Genomic DNA, 19937 nt, shown 5'->3' with positions numbered 1-19937 from the left:
AACACCCTCAGCGCGGCTACGACCTCCTGTCACGCCAAACCGACATGCCCGACGCTGTGCTCGACATTTGTCGTCATCATCATGAGAGACCGGATGGAAGAGGATATCCACAAGGTCTGGCTGGAAAGCAGATCAGTGTGCCTGTTCGCATTGCATCCATCTGCGATGTTTACGATGCGCTGACGTCAAAGCGCCCCTACAAAAAGGCTTGGACACCCGCACAGGCGGCAGAATTTATGGCTGCACAAAAGGGACAGTTCGACGGTCCATTACTCAAGCGATTTTTCTGTTGTCTGAGCCACTGAGATATTGATGCTCGGTCTTGGACTGAGGTGTCCTTCGATATCGCCAATGCCAATGGTCTGGAATGCGCTTGGTGGAGAATAACCCGATGGCTGGCAGAGCAAGCTATGCCAACGCCGACCGCCTTGGCAACAATTTGAACGCTCCTGCAATTCACCTGTCGCTTGTTGGAAATAAGGTCCAGGCAAGGTTTGGCGCATATACCCTCGGGTGCCAACCCGAACTATTACCGGGATGGCGCAGGATTACATCGCAAATATGACATTTGCGAATGATGCTGCGATATTCATTGTTTAAAGACATGCTGGCCTTTTACATTAGACGGCCAGTGAGTATCAGGCACCAGCCTCCGATTCATGAAGACATCAAGGGTAGCCATGTACCGACCCAGAACCAAACGACCATTCACTGTCGAACTTAAATCTTCCCGTCAAATCCCGCGAAGGCAGGAGGCCGGCACACTCTGGCAAGATGTCGATCTTGCCGCCGCCTTGGAGCTTGTCAGCCAGAACATGGAAAGCGAAGCATCCCCGCCTCCGGTATCGACGGATATAAAACAGAAGACATCTTGAGATTGGCTTCGTTCCACTCTGAAGGCTTAACCCTACAATCCATTGAGAGACCGAAGTTGTTGGCAATAGATTATGATTATTTGAAGAATTTTGTCGTGGGTCTCGATGAAGTGATGAACAGGCCGTTCCGAAAGCCTACGGACTTAAAGAGGCCGCGCAGCAAGGAAAAAGAGGCCCAGTCCGCTCGGGATAAAGCAAATAATAGATTTCATCGGGAACGTCGCGTTGCGTTGACGAAGTAGAGGGATCCCGGCGTGGTCGCTTCAAACAACGTGCGCGCTCAGCCATCGGAAAACGCGGTCGCACAAGCCTCAAAGGGTAACGAAGCCGTAACTTTCCAGGAAGAGATGCAATTGTGGAGATCGGATCAAAGACTTATAGCGGCTCCCATTATGGTGTTAACGGCCGTTTAGCTCCTCTGCTGCAAAGCGCCCAGAACGGGGTGCCATCCCCCGCTCCGCAACCACCCGTCGTCTATGCTAGCCATGTCGACAACAGCGTAAAGGTTCCTACGGCGGCACTGGCGAGCGCACTGTGGCGGATGATGGTGCTTCGATCCCATGATAGCGGTAACGAACGCTTGATTGTTTGAATAATCAAGAAAGTTATCTCGCTAGCGCCGATGGCACGGTGATGTCTTCGAATGGCTTTTGAAGCCACGCCGTTGCTCCAGCCGCCCGCGCCCGTTCCTTGAACACGTCGTCGTTTTCTGTCGTCAAAACCAATATTGGAAGAGCTCTGAGGCGAGGATCCGAACAGATGAGATGAAGGAAATTCCTTCGACATCTGGCGTGTGAATATCCGACACGACGGCGTCTGGAATGGTCGTCTGAACAATGGTGAGGCTTCACGCCCATCTATGCTTCTACAATCCTTTAGGGCTCATTCTTCAGGGCTTTGCGCAGCATCTGGCGTATTGTTTTTGAACCGTCCACAAGCAATATGGTTTTCATAGCCTTCACCCTTACCTCCATAGAAGTCCGATTTGTCCCTATTCGCGTCCCAGCTGTGAAATCAAAGTTACAGGACGCCAAACACCGCTTCGATTGCGGCTTTTATTTTGTCAGCTGTGAATGGCTTGGCGAGAACATTGTTGGCACCGAGGGCGGCTGCCTTTTGGACGAGCGTCCGATCGCCCTGTGCTGTTAAGATAATGAAGGCTGCCTTCCTGGTCGTATCATTTTCGCGAACGGCCTGAAGCAATTGCAGTCCGTCCATCCTTGGCATGTTGAAATCAGAAATGACGAGATGGTGCGGCTGGCGGACGAGAATCTCCAGTGCATCCCTACCGTCTTTCGCCACATTGATTTGCTGAAACCCCAGTTTCTGCAAAGCCTCTGTTAGAAGAAGCCGACTGGTGACCTGGTCGTCGACGACCATCACCTTTATGCGTTCGGCGATACCCATAATGTGTCTTTCCATGGATGATGTATGATGCGGAAATGCGACAAAAGCCGTAGCGACATGTCGCTACGGCCAAAGGGCACCCGGCTCTTCATGTGCCGACGTTTTGCAAAAATATTGCCAACGGTATGTGCGGGGTTGGGCACCGCAACAGACGTGCCAAAGTGGGCATAGCTGGTTTCGGTGAAAGCCGTGTGAAGGGAGAAGTTAAAGTTTGTTGCATCTGAAAATGTCGGCAAAAGCTACCGGTTCAGGAGCTAATGCAGTTTCACCGCCCCCCAATCCCGATCTGCCACCGGCGGCTTGAACGGCTCTGTTGCAAAGATTTCAAATAGCACCGAAATTCCCTAACCCATTGCTTCAAGCGGTCTGACTTTCGAGATTCCGGGCGAGCAGTGCCACGGCTTCCGTGAGAGCGCTCGGCCCGATACCGAAAGCACGCTCAACGATCCGTGCTTCTCCACAAATGTCGCCCGTCAGATTGAAAATAGCTGCCTGACCTTTGCGCAAAGCGCGCATGACCTCAAAACCCTTGATCGTGGCGTAGGCTGTTTTAAGCGTTTTGAACCCTCACCGGTCTAATCAACTGCTTCAGCTTGCCGTGATCAGCCTCAACGACGTTGTTCAGATATTTGACCTGCCGGTGCACGAGCTCTGCCGGGCATTTGCCTTCAGCCTTCAGTTGTGAAAGCGTGATACCGTAGGTCGGTGCCTTGTCGGTGTTGATGACGGTTGGCTTCTCCCAATCCTGAAGGCCATTTAAGGCTTTGCCGAGAAAACGCTTCGCCGCTTTGGCATTGCGGGTTGGGGAAAGATAAAAATCAATCGTGTTGCCGAATTTGTCGACAGCCCGGTAGAGGTAAGTCCATTGTCCGCGAACCTTTACATAGGTTTCGTCAACACGCCAGCTCGTTGACTGCGGTCTGCGCCACTGCCAGCGCAACCGTTTTTCAATCTCCGGGGCGTATTTCTGGACCCAGCGATATCTTGTGGAATGATCCACCGCCACACCCCGCTCACCCATCATTTGCTCAAGATCGCGGTAGCTGACACCATAACGACAGTACCAGCGTACCGCCCAAAGAATAACCTCACCCTGAAAATGTCGCCACTTGAAATCGCTCATCAAAAATCTCGTTAAAAATTACCAGCATTTATTTTGAGCATCATCGGAGTTTTTGCAACAGAGCCGTTTAAGTCTTTCAGAGCCTCAACTCGTTTCATCGGGAGTTGAAGGCAAGTAATACTGAGAAAATTTTTATCGTTACGCCTGCTTTGCGTCAAAAGTAGTGATGGCACCGCATTGTCCAACGTGCCAAATGCTTGCCGATCGCAGCTTGTCAATTGTTGTGCAAAGGCCATAAGCTTGGGGCACCACCCCCTTCATACTGCTGCGAGCTTCATTTTATCCTTCGCTCGACCGATGCGGTTCGGCCATTCAATGATTGCCGATCACTCGGTATCCTTCAGGCAGACGGCTACAAATGATACGGGAAGCTGTACTCACCTGGAGCCGATGAACTGGCTCGGCGAGCACCGGGACGGCACCCTTTTCGAGCTTCGCAATGCAACCAGAAAAAATCGGGCCAATCTGTTTTTTTGCCCCTTATGTGTTTCTAGGAAGGATGCGCAACTTTGATAGATCCGAAGAACCGGGCCAATGTTCAACTAAACTAGTTGCAGATTGTTTCCCACTGTGCAATCCATTCTATATTACGCAATGACTGAGCCCACTCTGGAGGTCCTATGCAAGACAGTGCGAAAAGCGATATGATGGTGCCCGAGAACACAGCGGAGCTGCGGGAGCTATATGCAGCTTTTGAAGCAGAGCACCTCAAGCCTCTATGGACGCAGATCGACGATCTTATGCCGGCCATACCCAATCCCAAAGCTGTTCCACATGTATGGAAATGGTCCACGCTGTATCCTCTTGCCAAAAGGTCCGGGGATCTAGTTCCGGTGGGCCGCGGCGGGGAGCGCCGTGCCATTGGGCTCGCCAATCCCGGACTGGGAGGGCGCGCCTACATTAGCCCGACGCTATGGGCCGCTATTCAGTATCTTGGTCCGTGGGAAACCGCACCAGAACATCGTCACGCGCAGAATGCTTTCCGCTTTGTTGTCGAGGGCGAGGGTGTATGGACAGTTGTGAACGGGGATCCGGTTCGGATGAGCCGGGGTGATTTTCTCCTCACGCCTGGCTGGCATTTCCACGGGCACCACAACAACACTGATCATCCAATGGCCTGGATCGACGGGCTCGACATTCCCTTTTCCTACCAGAATGATGTGGGCTTCTTCGAATTTGGTTCGGAGCGCGTGACGGACTATGCCACGCCGCGGCTGTCTCGCGGTGAGAGGCTGTGGTGCCATCCGGGCCTGCGCCCCCTTTCCAGCCTTGGGGAGACCGTATCTTCTCCTATCGGTGCCTATCGTTGGGAATATACGGATCGCGCACTGACGGAACAGCTACTGCTGGAAGAAGAAGGCCAGCCTGCCACCGTAGAGCAGGGCCATGCGGCCATTCGCTTTGTAAACCCGACCACAGGCGGCGATGTAATGCCGACGATTCGCGCCGAGTTCCACCGGCTTCGCGAAGGGACTGTAACGCCGGCCCGGCGAGAGGTGGGATCAACCGTGTTTCAGGTCTTCGAGGGCCGTGGCTCCGTGCTACTGAATGGCAGGGAACATTTGCTCGACAAGGGCGATATGTTTGTTGTGCCTTCCTGGGTTAAATGGTCGCTGCAAGCGGAAAGCCAGTTTGATCTCTTTCGTTTCTCAGACGCACCGATCATGGAGCGGCTGGGATTTGCCCGTACGCAAATCGAGGGTGATGAACCGCAAGGGTGACGTCGATGGCCCAATCTATTGAGGAAGCGCACGATGCCTTGCGTGAGCGCCAAGGCGAGGGCGCACGCTATGATGCAGTAGAAGCACCAGGCACGGACCTTGCGTTGGCGCGGCTTGGTTCCGCCTATTTTTTCCGAAAACTCAATGAATTGACCGACGCGGAACTGGATCGACCTTCGCTGGTGCCGGGCTGGTCTCGCAGGCATTTAATTGCCGACATTGGCTATCAGGCGCGCAGACTTGCGCGTCTGGTCGAGGCGGCGCGTTCACGCCGGCGCGAGGAAAGTCTCGATGAACCGGACGCGCAAAATGAGGATGTCGATTTTGGTGCCAGCCTGCCTGCCCATGCCCTGCGTTACCTGTACCGACATTCACAGGTGCATCTGGATGTCGAATGGCGCGATCTTGATGCGGCGGGATGGCTATTCACGGTGCGCAGCCTTCGCGGAGATATGGTTCCCGTTGCGGAGACGCCCCGACTGCGTTCGCGGGCAATTTGGCTGGCTGCCGTCGATCTTGACAATGGCGGTTCTTTCCGCGACTTCCCGAATAGTGTGACTGACAGTCTCCTTGAGGATGTCGCAGTTAATCTTCATCGCGGGCCGGCCATTCCGTCAGTCAGACTGTTGCGTTCTGACCGGTCGGACGCGGTCATCGTCGGTTCCGGCGAGTGCATGGTGTCCGGTACATCAAGCGATTTGCTGCGTTGGCTGTCCGGTCGTGGTGCCAGACGTATCTCCGGCGATAAGGCGGGTTTTGAGCCAACTTTTTGGCGCTAACCGCTCGCGGACAGGGGCGGCTGTAGTCAGGCGGGATGTTGCCTATGTCACTGCTTTCCGCTGGAAAACCTTGCCACAAAATCCAGCAGGGCCTGCACCGCCAAATTCTCCGCAGACAGTATCTGCTCGGAGGTGCTGATCAGTGTCACGGCCGCTTCAGCCTCGCCTTGCCAGTTGGTGATTGGCGCTGCAACGGCGCGCAGACCCGGCACGAAGCGACCGTCGATCGTGGCGAAACGGGCTGTTCTGATCGTCTCGATCACTTTTTCGACGCTGCCGGTGCTGAGATCGAGATCGGGCCAGGTCAAGCCACTTTCCAAAGCACGCTCCACTTCCAGCCTCAACCGGGCGGCGGTGACCTGCCGGGGAAGAAAGGCCAGCAAAATTCGGCCACTGGCGGATGTCAGCAGCGGCAGCGTACTCCCCAGTCCGAAGGACGTGACCATCGGGCTGGGGGCGCGGCACCAGCGGATCACGGTTGCGCCATTGTTACCCCAGACGCTTAGCAGAACCGTCATTCCGGTCTGTTCGGCAAGTTCGGAGAGTTCGTCCGCAGCCAGACTGACCACATCGTTGCGTGCAAGCGCGGCAAGACCGAGTGTTGCCGCCGATAGCCCTAACTCATAGCGTCCAGATTTCGCCATCTGCTTGACCAGCCCCGCATGAATGAAGCTTGCCAGATACCGGTGTACCTTGCTCGACGGCATGGATACCGCGCGGGCTAGGTCGATGAGGGCAACGGGTCCGTCTAAATCGGCCAGCGCCCGCAACACGACAAGAGCTGCATCCAGTGCCTGGATACCGCCCCGTGCGTTGCCACTCGCCGCCCCGTCGTTCTCGGTATCCTCGAAAATATCGCTCATGTCATGCGCCTCTTGAACTCTGCTGAAATGGGGGCACCGCGAAGTCCGGTTTCTGTCAAGGCTGCCCAGGCCCTGACTTCATACCCTTCCGCGACCAGCTTTTCACCGCAAATAACGCGATATACAATGCGAAACTGCTTTTCTTGCCATTCAGCAATCTTCGCTTCCACCCGAATTGATTCATCGTAACGTACTGGCGCGCGAAACTGCATGCCGACATCGACCAGAGGCGTCACCGCGCCGAACTCCGTCTGGTTCTGGCGTTGCCCCAGGCCGCGCGAACGCAGCAAACGCTGAAATGTGCAGTCCAGCCAGTAGAAATAGTTGGGATAGAAAACAATTCCCGCTTCATCGCAATCACCCCATTCCACTGAAAATTCTGTTGAAAAATTTTGCATTTAATTTCACCTCATAAAATTGATTGCACTGTACGCAATATAGGCTATCTTGGCAAAACATAAATTTTAAAGGAGGATTCGCATGAAACGCATCGCAGTTCTCGGAGGAGGGCCGGGAGGACTCTATTTCGCATATCTCTGGAAGACACGGCATCCGGAGGATTTTGTTCAGGTTTTTGAACGAAACGCTGAGGGCGCAACGTTCGGCTTTGGAGTCGTATTCTCGGCGCGCGCAATGGACTTTCTGCGTGCAGACGATCCGGATACCGCCGATGAAATTACTTCCCGCATGGAAACGTGGTCTGACATGACGCTTGTTCATCGAGGCGAGAGCGCCACTCTCGACGGCGTCGACTTCTCGGCAATCGGTCGTCTCGATTTGCTTATTCTCCTGACGGATCGGGCGCGGTCGGCCGGCGTCGAGCTAACCTTCGGGACGCTCATACGTTCTGTCGAGGAAGTGGCCGGCTTTGACGTCATCGTCGCTGCTGATGGCGTCAATTCGCTGGTGCGTCGTAGTTTCGAGGGCGATTTTCAAACCTCGATTTCCTATCTTGACGAGAAATTTGCCTGGTTTGGCACCACCAAGCGCTTCGAAACGCTCACACAAACCTTTGTTGAGACAGATTTCGGCACTTTCAACGCTCATCACTATCGCTACTCGCAGACCATGAGCACATTTATTGTGGAATGCGATCGCGCAAGCTGGCTGAAAGCAGGTTTTGACCATCTCGACCCGGAGGGCATGAAGGCGCGATGCGAAACAATCTTTGCAGAGACGCTGGACGGTCACGGCCTAGTCGCCAATAAGTCGAGCTGGCGAAATTTTCCCTGGGTCTGGAATGAGCGATGGTCACATCGCAATATGGTTCTGATCGGGGATGCGCTGCACACCGCGCATTACTCTATCGGTTCGGGCACAAGGCTTGCGTTGGAAGATGTGCTTGCGCTGGTGAAATCCCTCGAAACGCATCCGAACGATTTGCGCGACGCCCTCGAACATTATCAGGCCACCCGGCAGCCGGTGGTTCAAAAGCTGGTGAGGGCCGCGCGGGAGAGCGCTAGTTGGTACGCAGATTTCCCCAGGCACATGCATCTCACACCGATGGAGCTTGCCTACAGCTACATAACTCGTTCTGGCCGTATCGATGATGAGCGGCTGCGTTCGATGTCGCCTGGTTTCATGACGCGCTATGACGCCGTGCGTCCGCGTCCGGCTGCGTGAAGAGGGAGGTTGGTATGACGCTTCAGACCAATTTGATGGCAGAGGTGCCGAATCTCATCGAGGACGGCGTTCCACGGGACGCGGCAGGCAGCATTGAGATCGGCTTTTCGCTGCCCGAAATATACAATGCCAGCGCTATTCTATTCGACAATCTTGAACGGGGAAGGGGAGGTCATCCCGCTGTGGTAGGCCCCGCAGGCTCTTGCACGTACGCGGAACTCTGCACTGATGCTTGCCGATTCGGCAATGCGCTGATCGATGCCGGTCTCCTACGCGGGCAAAGAGTCCTGCTGTTTCTCGATGACACCCCCGCCTATCCGGCAGCCCTGTTCGGCGCGCTCCGCGCCGGGCTGGTGCCGCTGCTCATCAATACGCTCACGCCTTCGGATCTTCTGAATTTCTACCTTCAGGACTCTTCGGCGCGTATCGCTATTGTGGACGCCAGCTTTGCTGCCCGGTTCGATGAGATCGCGTGCACAGCCACACAGCTGGAAAAACTCGTCGTGGTGAACGGTCCAGCCCCATTGAGTTGCCCGGTTGCGGCAGTAGAGGCCCAGGTCTTTCTGCAGCACGCAGGGACAACCCTCGACGCGGCATCGACCCGGCGCGATGACATGGCTTTCTGGCAATATTCCTCCGGTTCGACCGGAAGACCGAAGGGCATCGTCCATCTACAGCATGACATGGTCTACACCGCGCAATCCTTCGGTCGCCATGTCCTTGAATTGTCTTCGGATGATGTGTGCTTCTCAGTTCCGAAAATCTTTTTTGCCTATGGGCTTGGAAACTCTCTCACTTTCCCCTTCTCCGTCGGTGCAACCAGCGTTCTCGTTCCGGGCCAACCGAAGCCCAATCTTGTCTTCGCGGCAATAGGGAACTATCGGCCGACGCATTTTTTTGGTCTCCCGACACTCTATACCGCACTGATCGGCGCACCCGAAGCAGCTGAAGCCGATCTCTCCAGCTTGAAGCTTTGCCTATCGGCAGCCGAAGTCCTTGCAGACGAAGTTGCCGAGGCGTGGCGAGCTCTTTCGGGTCGCGATATCATTGAGGGACTTGGCTCGACCGAGGTTTTGCACATCTACCTTTCCAACACAAAGGATGCTCGACGGTCTGGCGCGGCGGGAATGCGTGTTCCGGGTTACGAGGTATCGTTGCGTGATCCTGACGGCAGGGAGGTCGCCGACGGCGAAAGCGGTATTCTCTGGGTACGAGGCGATTCCAATGCGCCCCTCTACTGGAACCGCCCCGACAAAACAGCAGAAGCCATGCGAAACGGTGGATGGATCTATACGTCCGACCGCATGAAGCGCGATGGCGACGGCTTTTACTACTTCCTCGGACGATCTGACGAGTTCGTCAAGGTTTCGGGCCAGTGGGTCTATCCCCTGGAGGTAGAGCTGTGCCTTGCCGACCATCCGCTGGTGCGCGAATGCGCCGTTCTTGCGGTGGAAATGCCCGATCGGCGCATGACCCTGAAAGCTTTCGTGGTTTTGGAAAACCGGGCAGCGGAGGAGGCGGAGGCTGCCGAAACCCTGAAGCAGCACGTCAAGAAGACCTTGCTGCCCTACAAATATCCCCGCAGCGTCATCTTCTTCGAGGAGCTGCCTAAAACGGGCACCGGCAAGATCGACCGCCAGGCGCTCAAGAGCATCGATCTGGTTGAACGGCCAGTACACTGACAAGAACGCGGAACATAGTGCATCTCCGGTTTGTCTGGATGCACCTGGGCAGCGCCAGCTTCGCCGCAATGTCACGAAGGAACAGATTGGAAAACTGATGAGCAATTTTGAGTTCGACCCACCCGCACCGGCATCCCTCGCCATTAATGACAGCCAGAGCCGTTTCCCGGTGCGGCGCATTTTCTGCGTCGGACGGAATTATGCGGCACATGCCCGTGAGATGGGGAAGGACCCGGATCGGGAACCCCCCTTCTTCTTCACAAAGCCCGCTGATGCGGTGGTGGATAACGGCAGCAAAATCCCTTATCCGTCGGAGACGCAGGATTTCCACTACGAGATCGAGCTTATCGTCGCCATTGGGAAGGATTGCGTCGATATAGCTCAGGAAGACGCACTAGACGTGGTCTGGGGTTATGGCGTCGGCATCGACCTGACCCGGCGTGACCTACAACTGGCGGCACGCGACAAGGGGCGGCCATGGGACTGGGGCAAGGCATTTGACCTTTCAGCCCCGATTGCTCCGCTTCGTCGTGCCTCCGCCATCGGCCATCCGGCGAACGGAAGAATATGGCTTGCGGTCAACGGCAAGGTTCGTCAGGACGCCGATATTGCCGAGCTCATCTGGGATGTGCCGGAAATCGTCTCCATCCTGTCGCGCTCCATGTCGCTGAAACGCGGCGATATCATCATGACGGGAACACCGGCTGGCGTCGGGGCGATTGTGCCCGGTGACAGGGTGACCGGCGGCATCGATGGACTGGGCGAGATCGCCATCGAAATCGTTGAGCGCGCTTCACCCGCAAAGCCTGCAGGAAAAGCCGCATGAACCGCCCGATCCTGCACAACTATTTCCGAAGCTCGACATCCTATCGGGTCCGGATCGCCCTTGCGCTGAAGGGCATCGATTATGATTACCAGGCCTTCCACCTGCGGCAAGGTGAACAGCGCTCCGAGCGGTTTCTCAAATTGAACCCGCAAGGTCTGGTGCCAGCGCTGACCTGGACCGACGGGCGTGTCTACACGCAGTCGCTGGCGATCATTGAATTCCTCGACGAGATGGTGCCGGAGCCGGCGCTGCTGCCGCAGGATGCCACTGGACGTCACCGGGTGCGCAGCCTCTCCCAGATGATTGCGCTCGACATTCATCCAATCAACAATCTTCGGGTGCTTGCTTATCTGAAGGACCATCTCGGAGCCGACGAGGAAGCGCAAGCGGCGTGGTTCCGCCACTGGGTTGCCGAAGCCTTTGGCCCCCTCGAGCAGCGGCTGACTAACGAGCCAGAGACAGGGCGCTACTGCCACGGCGACCATGTCACCATGGCGGACATCTGCCTTGCACCACAGCTGACCAACAACAAGCGCTTCGAGGTGAACATGGATTCCTATCCGACCATCCGCAGGATTGGGTCAGCCCTGGCGGAACTCGAGGAATTTCGCCAAACGGCCCCCGGCAACCAGCCGGATAACGAAGGAGGTTGAGAATCTACTCTGGGAGGGAAACATGAAGAGAATTGCTATAACTGCACTCATGGCGATGCTTGCGGGCGCTGGCATCGCCAAAGGGGCCGACAAACCGGTGAAGATCGGCTTCATCACAACATCGACGACGCCGACCGCATCGACCGGAAATGATATGGTCAACGCCGTCAATCAGGCGGTGGAGCATGTTGGTGGAAAGATCGGCGGGAAGCAGATCGAAGTCTTATTCAAGGATGATGGCCTCAAGCCGGAGTTAGGGCGCCAAAAGGCCGAGAAGCTGATCCGGCAGGACGATGTGGATGGTGTCGCCGGATTTATCTGGTCCAACGTGCTGACGGCGGCGCGCAAATCGGTGATCGATTCAGGCAAGTTCCTGATCAGCACCAATCCAGGCCCTTTTGAATTCGCCGGCAAGCCTTGCAGCCCCGATTTCTTCTCGCTGTGCGGGCAGAATGACATGGTGCCCATCGCCCTTGGCAAGATCATGAATGAGTGCGTGGTGAAAAAGCTCTATGTTATGGTGCCGAACTATACCGCTGGCAAGGATATCGCCGCAGGTTTGGAAAGCAGTTTCAAGGGTGATGTGTTCGGCCGCGACCTGACTGTGTTTCGGCGAGTCATTTGACCCCGCCATAGGTGCCGAAAGATGACCCCAGTTGGGATAGCAAAAAAATAATGCACATCAGCACCTTACTTCGTAGCATCTGGGGTCACTCTTCGGCACTGACGCAATTTTGGTGATCAGAGGGTTACCCGACGCCAATGACGCGGGCCCTGGAGGAGGTCGATTTTTCCTCGCCCGTACATCTGGCGTTTTACAAGCTTGAGCTTGGTGATCTGCCCCTCGGTCTGTCCGTTTGACCATGGCGAACTGATCGCGGCACTCACGGCTGCCCGGTCTTTGGCGACACCATTGGCAAAGGCCGCGACCAAGCTTGATCGGGCGCGTTCCAGCCATGGTTCGAGGACGGCGAGAGATTTCTTGCGGATCCTGGCTTGGAAAGCGGCGACGCCTTCCCGCGCTTCGACAAGTTGAGGCACTCCGCCTTCAATCGCAGCAACCGTAACGGTCTTAGACTTGGAGAGATCGTCGCGACCGATGGTCATGAGGCGTGCGATAGCCCGTGCCGACGGTGTACGGCTCAACGCCTGGCAATCCATATTTTCCGCCTTTCGTCGACGCGTCGCCCATTCGGTTACGACGCGAAGGCAGCCATGGAATCCCTGGCGCGTCAGCTCTCGCCACAACTGTGTGCCATTGCGGTGACCGGCACTCCATTGAGCATCGAGCCATGGCAGATAAACTTCAAGGGAGTTCTCTCGCCCGCGGAATACGTCGGATCGCTGACCGCACAGCACCCGCCTGACGAGGCCACGACTGTGCCCGGTGCGACGAACGATTTCTTTGATTGCAACACCGGACTTGGCCAAGTCCAGAATCGCGGCGTTCGTGTCTTCTCGCTGCAGATATCCCTGATATTAGATCCGCTCAGCGGCTGTCAGCAGGTCCGGATTGATCGTTGCGGATCCAATCGCCGTTCTGATCTGTCGCATAGATTTGCGGACCGCGTCGATGAATGCCCGACTGGCGTTTTCCATCAAGTGCCACCGATCGGCTACTTGGGTTGCGTCCGGCAGCGCCTTGGCTGCAGCAAGGGCGTAGGCGCCACCGCGGTCGCGGGCGACAATAGTGATCTGTTGCTGATCCGAAAGCCAAGCCTGAGCGGTTGCCGGCTCTCGGTCCGGCAGAAGTGCAATGGTTTTGCGCCGCTCGAGATCGCAGATGATCGTCCCATATCGCTGGTTGCGCCGCCACGCCCAGTCGTCGATGCCGATCACCGTCGGCGGAACGAAACGCGGGGTGCCGCGCCGTCGGACGACGCGCAGCAAGGTGTCGTTGCTGACCGGCACCATTAGTCTGCCGGTGAAAGCCGCAGCCGGCCGCCCACCCAAAGCAAGCCCGTATGATCAAGCCGCGCAGTACGCCGCGCCCACGGCGCTAGGACATCTGCCTCGAAACGCTCGGTAAAGATCCTTCGGCCACACAGCACTGTGTCGCAGTAGAACCGGCGTGCGGCAATAACCAATCGCACGGACTTTCCCGCGATGGGCAGATCCGTCAGGCGTCGATGGTAACGACTGTGTATCCGCTCCGATCTTGTTCCGCAGCCTGGACAACTGCTGAACATATCCGCCGATCGGACAGCGAGGATTATCGCGTCACCAGCAGAAGCTGTCTCTTCGATGACAAAGCCTCGGGGTACGAGTGCGGAGGGGCGAAGCGAACGAACCATGGCGCTGATTCCTTTTGCAAAACCAACGCCAGCCAACGCCCAGAATTCATCAAAAGTGAGTCAGAGCCACTCTTCCGCGCCAAAAGGGGTGAACCTTGGGAGCCGGATCACAGTCAAACTTGTTGTTGGCGCTTTGCGAGCGGCCATCATCGGAAAGCTCAATCACAACTTCAATGCTCGTGCCTGGACACAAACAGGATGCCTGCCAGTTCGGTGGACGACGCGGATCGCCTGTCGGCGTAGTTGCGCGTGGAGGAAATCCGGCGAGAGAGACAGACGTCGGCAGAGCTTGCGCCGACCGAAGAGACTACAACAGGACCTGACCCGAACCGTTAGTGGGAAAGACCGGGAGAATTTCCTATTTTATCGTGCACGTACTGAAAGATTGCCTTGCGCGGAATGCAGCCGTCTCGTAATTTTGCAACCACTACAGGCGCAAGGAGGCGGACATTTGAGTGATATCAGGAAAGCCCCGAATGCGATCGATGTCGAAGTCGGGACCCGTATCAAGCTGAAGCGGAAGCTTCATGGCATGTCCCAGCAGGCGCTCGCAAGCGGGCTCGGCGTTACCTTCCAGCAGGTCCAGAAATACGAAAAGGGCGTCAACCGCGTAGGTGCCAGCCGCCTCAGCCAGATCGCCAAAGCGCTGGATGTTCCGCTCTCCTATTTCTTCGACGGAAACCACAATGCGCTGCAAGGCGGCGATGACGCCCATGTCACATGCGAAACCGACGAGGTTTCCCTGTTCCTGTCGTCGACAGAAGGGCTCAACCTCAACCGCGCCTTCGTCAAGATCTCGTCAGCATCTGTGCGGCAGAAGGTGGTCCTGTTGGTGAAGTCTCTCGCACGCGCCGAGGAAGAGGCTCATTAATTGATCTCACCGCAACCCGTCCCGCCTCTGGTCCTGCCGGGGTGAGGGATTCGCGCAAGGGCTTCGCCATGCGCAGCGTGCGGTGAATTATCTCCACAGCTTGCAACTGGTGGCAGTTGAACACAGGGAGGCTGCGTGATAGACGCGACTTCCCCTTCTTGGTTGCTGATCTTTGAATGCGCTGCCACGAAACGTGGGGACCCGAAATATCTCCCGGCGAGCCAGCGTTACGATGGCCCGCTATGTCGCACACTGCGCACGGTCGATCCGGACGGGAAGTAGGTTGCTTTCTTCTCGGCCCATTTCGGGTTTTGATCGGCGGATACACCAATCGAGATGTACGGCAGCCGCATGACCAAAGAGATCGCCGCCGCCATCAAGGCCAGCGGTCTCGGAATGCGGTGGCCGCGCCCGAAAACGCTGCGCCGGTCATGCCGTCAGGCGAACATGCCGGCATGCATATTGCGGCCTTGACGCAATTCGGGCGACGGCCCTTCGCCGAGGTGGCGCTCGTTGGCGGCCACCTCTACCTCGACGTCATGCGCGCTTTTGTGACGCTCTTCCGTGACGGCGGCTATCTCACAGCCAATGCCTCGATCATCGAGATCAACGGGCCGATCGGCGTGATGCGGCAGGACCTCCGGCGCTGGCTGCTTGCCACAAGCGGGGAGGCAGGCTGATGTTCCACGCGCTGATACACGACAGGGAGGGCGCGGCGCTTTCCCCATCCGCCTTCGCGCGCTATCGCTTGGCACCGGCGTCCAGTAGTCCACGACACTGGCATTGATGGCGGCCCATGGCGAGATTAGCCCCGTGCCGGATTGCGCGATCTTCGCCGATACCGGCTGGGAGCCGAAAGCAGTCTATGAGCACCTTGAGTGGCTGATGTCGCCTAACGTTCTGCCATTCCCGGTTCATATCGTCTCGGCCGGAAACATCCGCGAAAGCGTGATGGAGGCGGCGGACGGCCGACGCTGAGCGTCGATCCCAGCCTTCACAAAGATCGTGACACCAGCGGGGGCAGAGGTACCTGTCCTTGACGAGAACGAGGAGGGCGAGCTGGTCGAGGTTTCGATACGGCGAACGGCAACGGAGATGATCGAACAACACATCAAGGAACTGCGCGCCGAGGCTCGTGATGCCGTTTACCTCAACGAACGTCGCTGGATTCAGGGAGAACTGGCAAGAGCGCTGGAGGAGCGCGAGGCGCTTTGGGCCGAGCAAAAGGGCCTCATCGAAAGCGAGCCGCCCTAGAAGGGCGGCTTCCTGCTTCCAGCGCGACCGGCGGCTTCAGCCGTTGAGCGCGTCTTTCAAAGACTTCCCCGCCGCAAACGTTAGCTTCTTCGACGCGGCTATCTTGATGGTCGCGCCGGTTGCGGGATTGCGGCCGTCGCGCTCCGCAGTTTCCTTGACCTTGAATTTGCCGAAGGAAGGGATCGATGTTTCCACGCCTGCCTGTGCCGCGTCTGCAATCTGCTTGAAGACGCTTTCGACGATGGTCTTGGCCTGCGCCTTCGTCAAGTTTTGTTCCGATGCGATCTTGTCTGCGATCTCGTTGGTTGTCGTCATGGAAGAAATCTCCTGTGTGGTTGATGATCTCTTCCGGTATCGCACTCACCTTGAGGCGAGGGTAGGGCGGTCAAGGCCGCGACAGGCTCAATCCACTGGAAACAGCGGATTTTCCTGAGATTGCCAGCCTCACGGCACTTCACTCTCCCAATATCCGCGCCGACTTTTCGCTCGTTCCATGCGCATGGCGGCGGAAATGGCGTTATCACTCGTGTCGAAAGTCTCATCATTTGATTGGCCGTTCATCTCGATCCGGCCCCAGTTTCGGATCACCGAAGCGCCTCCAAACAGCGTCGGGTGGGTTGCGAGCGTATAGAACCGTTGCATGTTTTGCGACGGGTTGATGCGGTGCAGGTGAACCAGGCCACTTTATCGCGTGTCTGGCGAGCCAGACGCCGGAACCCGGCCCCGTCGAAATCCGACCGTAATGAAAGCGCTGAACCCATCGCAAACCTCCTGTTTGCGCTATCGATTTCGATTCGTCGGCTGATGGAAATCCCCCAAAGAGAGTCATAGTCACTGAAGGTTGGTATAAGGCCAGCCATTCGAATGAAAATTGTTGCCTTGCAGGCTTCGCATATCAAGCTCATGACAGCCGGATCCAAGGGCAACGATCAATGCGGAAAAAGACAGGAAACTCCACTACGAGCCTGTCAGCGCCAAAATGGCTTGCGTCCTTTTGCATTGACGCACTTTCGCTGATCCCGAAATCGTCAAGCTTATCATTGTCCATTTCGAGGAGCGCGCGACGCTGGCGATGCCGATCTGGCCAAATACAGAAGATCATTCGGGCGATCTGAAGAAGTCATATCATTGCCTTAGCCTCCTGAAAGGAGAATGACGCCGACGATCAACACTCCGCACCCAACAAGCCCAGGCTCGCAATTCCCTGCGGTGCAATGACGCCATGCTCGGCTAGATGTGCGCGAAGGGCATTGATAAGCTGCCTTCGCTGACGGACGAAGAGGATGACGTTCTGGCGAACATCACTCTGGCAAATTGCGATGCCGTCAGGAGGCGGCATCCACTCCATCAGCTCTCAGTGGAAATCAACACTTCAGCGTCGCGTGGAATGCGTAGCGGCGCGGATCGGCGGTGAGCGCGTGAACCTCGTCCTGCGTCAGGCCTTCCACGTCGGGCGTTGGAAAGCTAGTGTCCGAGAAGGCATCGCGGCCAAGCCAACCACCGGAGCGGCCGATGATGCCAACCATCTGGCCTTGGGGAATCTCGACGTTCACGGCGTTCACCGCGATACGGTCGCCAAACTGGCGGGTGACATTCCTCAACTCAAACTTCATGCTTTTTCGCCCGTCCATACCCTGTCGGGCTTTGGATTAGCGATGGTTGATGAAGTCTGAATGTCGGTTTCATGTCAACTCTGTTACATTAGCGCCGCCCATGTAACACTTCCGCTACACGTTTTACGCTGGTAACGGGCGATGAAATCCTCGGCCGACAGCGCCCGGCGAGGACCAGCTCTCGCTGAGCGATCCGGATGCCCGAGCCATGGGCCGCATGACCAAGGTCGGCGTTGGCTACACAACATCCAGCTTGCTGTTGATGTGAAGCACAAGCTGATCGCCGAGCAGGAGTTCTGCAACCAGCTCCTCGACATGGGGCTTCTTACGCCGACGGTCGAGGCAGCAATGGACAGGCTCGGCGTCGACAGGATCGAGACGGTGGCGGACCAGGGTTACTTCAAGATCGAGGATATCGAGGCTTGTGAGACGGCCGGCATAACCGCTTATGTTCCCAAGCCGATCCGCGGGCCGGCCGTGGCCCAGGGTTTCTTCTCCAAGGAGGATTTCCGCTACGATCCGGACAAGGACATTTACCCTTGCCTGGCAGACCAGGTGCTCTCGCCCCGTCACTTTAGCAAGTCCCGCGACAATGTTAAGATTGACTACGTCAATCGCAACGCCTGCAAGGCGTGCAACCTGTGCGAACGCTGCACCAGAAGCTTCCGTCGCGTATCGTATCTGGAGAACGAATCGGTGCTCGACCGCATGGCGGCGCTCGCCTACAACATCAAAAGCGCCATCACCCGGCTCTCAGGCTTCCTGTCACAACGCGTTTACATGCCCATCGTACCAAAAACTCTCCATTTTTTTGTGAGCACGGCATGATTTTCCAAAAAATAAGAAACGACAACAATGTTGCTGGTTATCTCCTGGCATTTCTTGGTTTCGCATCCTTTTCCGGAATGGACGTGATCTCTAAGAAGCTCGTTGAAACGCACTCTTTGTCTCAGGTGCTTTTTATTTCCGGTATCTTCACGCTGTTGTTCGCCTCAGTGCTTGCAAAGCCGCTGGGTGGCTTTCGGGTCGAGACGACAAAAATCCTCTTCATCATCATCGGTCGCGGCATCATGTCAGTGGCCATGATATGGCTCACCCTCTTTGCATTGACAAGAATGCCGCTTGCGGAGGTCTATTCTATCAGATTTGCTAGTCCTGCGCTCACGGTGCTCCTCGCATTGTTCCTTCTCAAAGAGTCGCCAAGCCATTTGCAATGGCTCTCCGTTGCACTGGGTTTTATGGGCATTGTGGTGATCCTTAAACCGCAGGGGAACTTGGAAACGATCGCTGCGAGTGTGGCGCTGGGCGCAGCTTTCGCCCAATCGATTTCTATCATCATGGTGCGCGCTTGGAGGACACACTCCACTCCCTTGGCCGATACGTTGATTCCTGTTGGAATTCTGGTCGCAATAACAGGCGTCTTTATGCCCAACGGCTACATTCCTCCGACATACCGGGAGTGGGGCCTTTACGCGGCGGCAGGCGCTTTACTCGCCCTCGGCAGATTGTGCCTTACGTACTCAATTCGCATGGCACAGTCATCGGTGATCGCACCCGTCCAGTACAGCCAACTTCTCTGGGGGCTTTTGTTCGGTTGGTTGTTGTTTTCCGATGCACCTACACCAACTCTTCTTGCTGGAGCTGCCTTGATTATACTGAGTAGCACGATCGGTATATGGGACGCACGGCAAAGGCGTGAGCCGCGGGAATCCTGAGGGAGCGCCAAAACTCCTTGAGCGATTCCCGAAATAGATCGTAGCTAGATTGCTGTGATGGCACATTTATCAGGATCTTTGCGAAGCCCTAAAGACGCCGATGCAATCTCAAATCGTGCGGAAAACCCAATGCGTCCCGCGTTCGTTAGCTGAAGGGCGCGGCTTTCCGAAGATCGGGCAACCCAACCGAGATCAAGCGAACGGCTTAAGATCGCAGCGCCGAGCCATCCGGCCAGATGGGGCCGCCGCTCGCTCCAATCGAGGCATGTTCGACAGAATTGTCGTTTGGATGCCTTGGCCAGCTCCAGACCAATCCCGAAATCGCAGAAGAACCGTTGTCCGTCCTCGGTGATAACTCCTGCGCCATCGGAACGGATGACATGGCCTCGCCGGCACAGGGAATACGGCCAGCCAAATGGCGGACTTGAGGGCAGGAGAAGAAAAGACGCCGGGAAAACCGCGCCATATCTGATGGCTGATGGCGGTCGGCGCAACGAGAAGATCTTCGGCCGCCACCTTGAAACTCGTTCTTCGGGCAGGAATTTCTTTATTCTATGAAAACTATAGAATATATCCTCTTGAAGGCAGTTTGAGTCGAGTGTCTATATCCCGGTCATGGTGAACTCTGCCGGAAGCAG

19 protein-coding genes and 5 pseudogenes are annotated in these 19937 nt (G+C 56.4%); 13 read left to right on the top strand and 11 right to left on the bottom strand.

All coding sequences use genetic code 11. From position 1 onward, the window contains the following. Window positions 1-44: 44 nt before the first annotated feature. Window positions 45-305 (top strand): HD-GYP domain-containing protein, encoded by a 261-nt coding sequence (locus tag DSM25558_RS29815; protein WP_371480065.1) that lies wholly within the window; start codon window positions 45-47, stop codon window positions 303-305. A gap of 1044 nt (window positions 306-1349) precedes the next feature. Here DSM25558_RS29815 and DSM25558_RS28410 read toward each other — a convergent pair. From DSM25558_RS28410 to DSM25558_RS15850, 3 genes and pseudogenes are all read right to left on the bottom strand, one after another. Then, the gene (locus tag DSM25558_RS28410) at window positions 1350-1661 is read right to left on the bottom strand and encodes a hypothetical protein (protein ID WP_143240126.1); all 312 of its coding nucleotides are present in this window, start codon (window positions 1659-1661) and stop codon (window positions 1350-1352) included. 234 nt (window positions 1662-1895) lie between these two features. Continuing rightward, window positions 1896-2282, bottom strand: a complete 387-nt coding sequence (locus tag DSM25558_RS15855) for a response regulator (protein ID WP_077105672.1) — start codon at window positions 2280-2282, stop codon at window positions 1896-1898. A 357-nt stretch (window positions 2283-2639) separates the two neighbouring features. Then, window positions 2640-3405, bottom strand: a pseudogene (locus DSM25558_RS15850) (IS6 family transposase). 620 nt (window positions 3406-4025) lie between these two features. Between DSM25558_RS15850 and DSM25558_RS15845 the strand changes: the two are divergent. Together DSM25558_RS15845 and DSM25558_RS15840 are read left to right on the top strand one after the other, a co-directional pair. Then, complete coding sequence (locus DSM25558_RS15845) at window positions 4026-5126, top strand: cupin domain-containing protein (RefSeq protein WP_077105671.1); 1101 nt, start codon at window positions 4026-4028, stop codon at window positions 5124-5126. A gap of 5 nt (window positions 5127-5131) precedes the next feature. Further along, complete coding sequence (locus DSM25558_RS15840) at window positions 5132-5905, top strand: maleylpyruvate isomerase family mycothiol-dependent enzyme (RefSeq protein ID WP_077105670.1); 774 nt, start codon at window positions 5132-5134, stop codon at window positions 5903-5905. 47 nt (window positions 5906-5952) lie between these two features. On the opposite strand, the gene DSM25558_RS15835 is transcribed toward DSM25558_RS15840, so the two are convergent. Further along, window positions 5953-6768, bottom strand: coding sequence for an IclR family transcriptional regulator (locus DSM25558_RS15835; protein ID WP_077105669.1), 816 nt, complete (start codon window positions 6766-6768; stop codon window positions 5953-5955). Continuing rightward, entirely contained in the window at window positions 6765-7166 is a 402-nt protein-coding gene (locus tag DSM25558_RS15830) for an acyl-CoA thioesterase (RefSeq protein WP_077105668.1), read from the bottom strand. The genes DSM25558_RS15835 and DSM25558_RS15830 overlap by 4 nt, the downstream gene beginning before the upstream one ends. Before the next feature lie 82 nt (window positions 7167-7248). Between DSM25558_RS15830 and DSM25558_RS15825 the strand changes: the two genes are divergently transcribed. The 5 genes from DSM25558_RS15825 to DSM25558_RS15805 all read left to right on the top strand — a co-directional run bounded on the left by DSM25558_RS15825 (window position 7249) and on the right by DSM25558_RS15805 (window position 12177). Continuing rightward, on the top strand, window positions 7249-8391 hold the full coding sequence (locus tag DSM25558_RS15825; RefSeq protein WP_077105667.1) for an FAD-dependent monooxygenase: 1143 nt from the start codon (window positions 7249-7251) through the stop codon (window positions 8389-8391). Between the two features lie 44 nt (window positions 8392-8435). Further along, a complete protein-coding gene (locus tag DSM25558_RS15820; RefSeq protein ID WP_077105682.1) occupies window positions 8436-10073 on the top strand; it encodes a benzoate-CoA ligase family protein in 1638 nt (545 codons plus the stop codon). Between the two features lie 97 nt (window positions 10074-10170). After that, on the top strand, window positions 10171-10899 hold the full coding sequence (locus DSM25558_RS15815) for a fumarylacetoacetate hydrolase family protein (protein ID WP_077105666.1): 729 nt from the start codon (window positions 10171-10173) through the stop codon (window positions 10897-10899). Continuing rightward, the gene (gene maiA / locus DSM25558_RS15810; protein WP_077105665.1) at window positions 10896-11552 is read left to right on the top strand and encodes a maleylacetoacetate isomerase; all 657 of its coding nucleotides are present in this window, start codon (window positions 10896-10898) and stop codon (window positions 11550-11552) included. Before DSM25558_RS15815 ends, maiA begins: the two co-directional genes overlap by 4 nt. 97 nt (window positions 11553-11649) lie before the next feature. Continuing rightward, window positions 11650-12177: an ABC transporter substrate-binding protein gene (locus DSM25558_RS15805; RefSeq protein WP_200800765.1), complete on the top strand. Its 528-nt coding sequence runs from the start codon at window positions 11650-11652 to the stop codon at window positions 12175-12177. 124 nt (window positions 12178-12301) lie between these two features. Here the strand turns inward: DSM25558_RS15805 and DSM25558_RS27800 are convergent. Further along, window positions 12302-13846: pseudogene (locus tag DSM25558_RS27800) on the bottom strand (ISL3 family transposase). A gap of 451 nt (window positions 13847-14297) precedes the next feature. Here DSM25558_RS27800 and DSM25558_RS15785 point away from each other — a divergent pair. From DSM25558_RS15785 to DSM25558_RS15775, 3 genes and pseudogenes are all read left to right on the top strand, one after another. Further along, the gene (locus tag DSM25558_RS15785) at window positions 14298-14717 is read left to right on the top strand and encodes a helix-turn-helix domain-containing protein (protein ID WP_077105660.1); all 420 of its coding nucleotides are present in this window, start codon (window positions 14298-14300) and stop codon (window positions 14715-14717) included. Window positions 14718-15118: 401 nt separating this feature from the next. Further along, window positions 15119-15397, top strand: coding sequence for a hypothetical protein (locus tag DSM25558_RS29425; protein ID WP_244554220.1), 279 nt, complete (start codon window positions 15119-15121; stop codon window positions 15395-15397). Window positions 15398-15443: 46 nt separating this feature from the next. Continuing rightward, window positions 15444-15812: pseudogene (locus tag DSM25558_RS15775) on the top strand (hypothetical protein); the annotation flags it as partial. A 195-nt stretch (window positions 15813-16007) separates the two neighbouring features. Here the strand turns inward: DSM25558_RS15775 and DSM25558_RS15770 are convergent. The 5 genes and pseudogenes from DSM25558_RS15770 to DSM25558_RS28400 form a co-directional block, all read right to left on the bottom strand. Continuing rightward, window positions 16008-16286, bottom strand: coding sequence for an HU family DNA-binding protein (locus tag DSM25558_RS15770; protein ID WP_077105659.1), 279 nt, complete (start codon window positions 16284-16286; stop codon window positions 16008-16010). A 129-nt stretch (window positions 16287-16415) separates the two neighbouring features. Then, entirely contained in the window at window positions 16416-16640 is a 225-nt protein-coding gene (locus DSM25558_RS15765; protein ID WP_371480063.1) for a WGR domain-containing protein, read from the bottom strand. 232 nt (window positions 16641-16872) lie between these two features. Then, window positions 16873-17073 (bottom strand): YjiS-like domain-containing protein, encoded by a 201-nt coding sequence (locus DSM25558_RS29810; RefSeq protein ID WP_077105657.1) that lies wholly within the window; start codon window positions 17071-17073, stop codon window positions 16873-16875. A 72-nt stretch (window positions 17074-17145) separates the two neighbouring features. Next, window positions 17146-17291, bottom strand: a pseudogene (locus tag DSM25558_RS29805) (IS110 family transposase); the annotation flags it as partial. A gap of 179 nt (window positions 17292-17470) precedes the next feature. Beyond that, window positions 17471-17584 (bottom strand): annotated as a pseudogene (locus tag DSM25558_RS28400) (phosphonate ABC transporter ATP-binding protein); the annotation flags it as partial. 141 nt (window positions 17585-17725) lie between these two features. Between DSM25558_RS28400 and DSM25558_RS15745 the strand changes: the two are divergent. Continuing rightward, on the top strand, window positions 17726-18412 hold the full coding sequence (locus tag DSM25558_RS15745) for a hypothetical protein (RefSeq protein ID WP_244554219.1): 687 nt from the start codon (window positions 17726-17728) through the stop codon (window positions 18410-18412). After that, on the top strand, window positions 18409-19299 hold the full coding sequence (locus tag DSM25558_RS15740; RefSeq protein ID WP_077105654.1) for a DMT family transporter: 891 nt from the start codon (window positions 18409-18411) through the stop codon (window positions 19297-19299). Before DSM25558_RS15745 ends, DSM25558_RS15740 begins: the two co-directional genes overlap by 4 nt. Window positions 19300-19937 lie beyond the last annotated feature (638 nt).

The organism is Agrobacterium sp. DSM 25558, from assembly GCF_900100825.1.
Taxonomy (GTDB): Bacteria; Pseudomonadota; Alphaproteobacteria; order Rhizobiales; family Rhizobiaceae; genus Agrobacterium.
The sequence above is the reverse complement of the archived record's forward strand: the minus strand, read 5'-3'. Positions and strand labels throughout refer to the sequence as shown.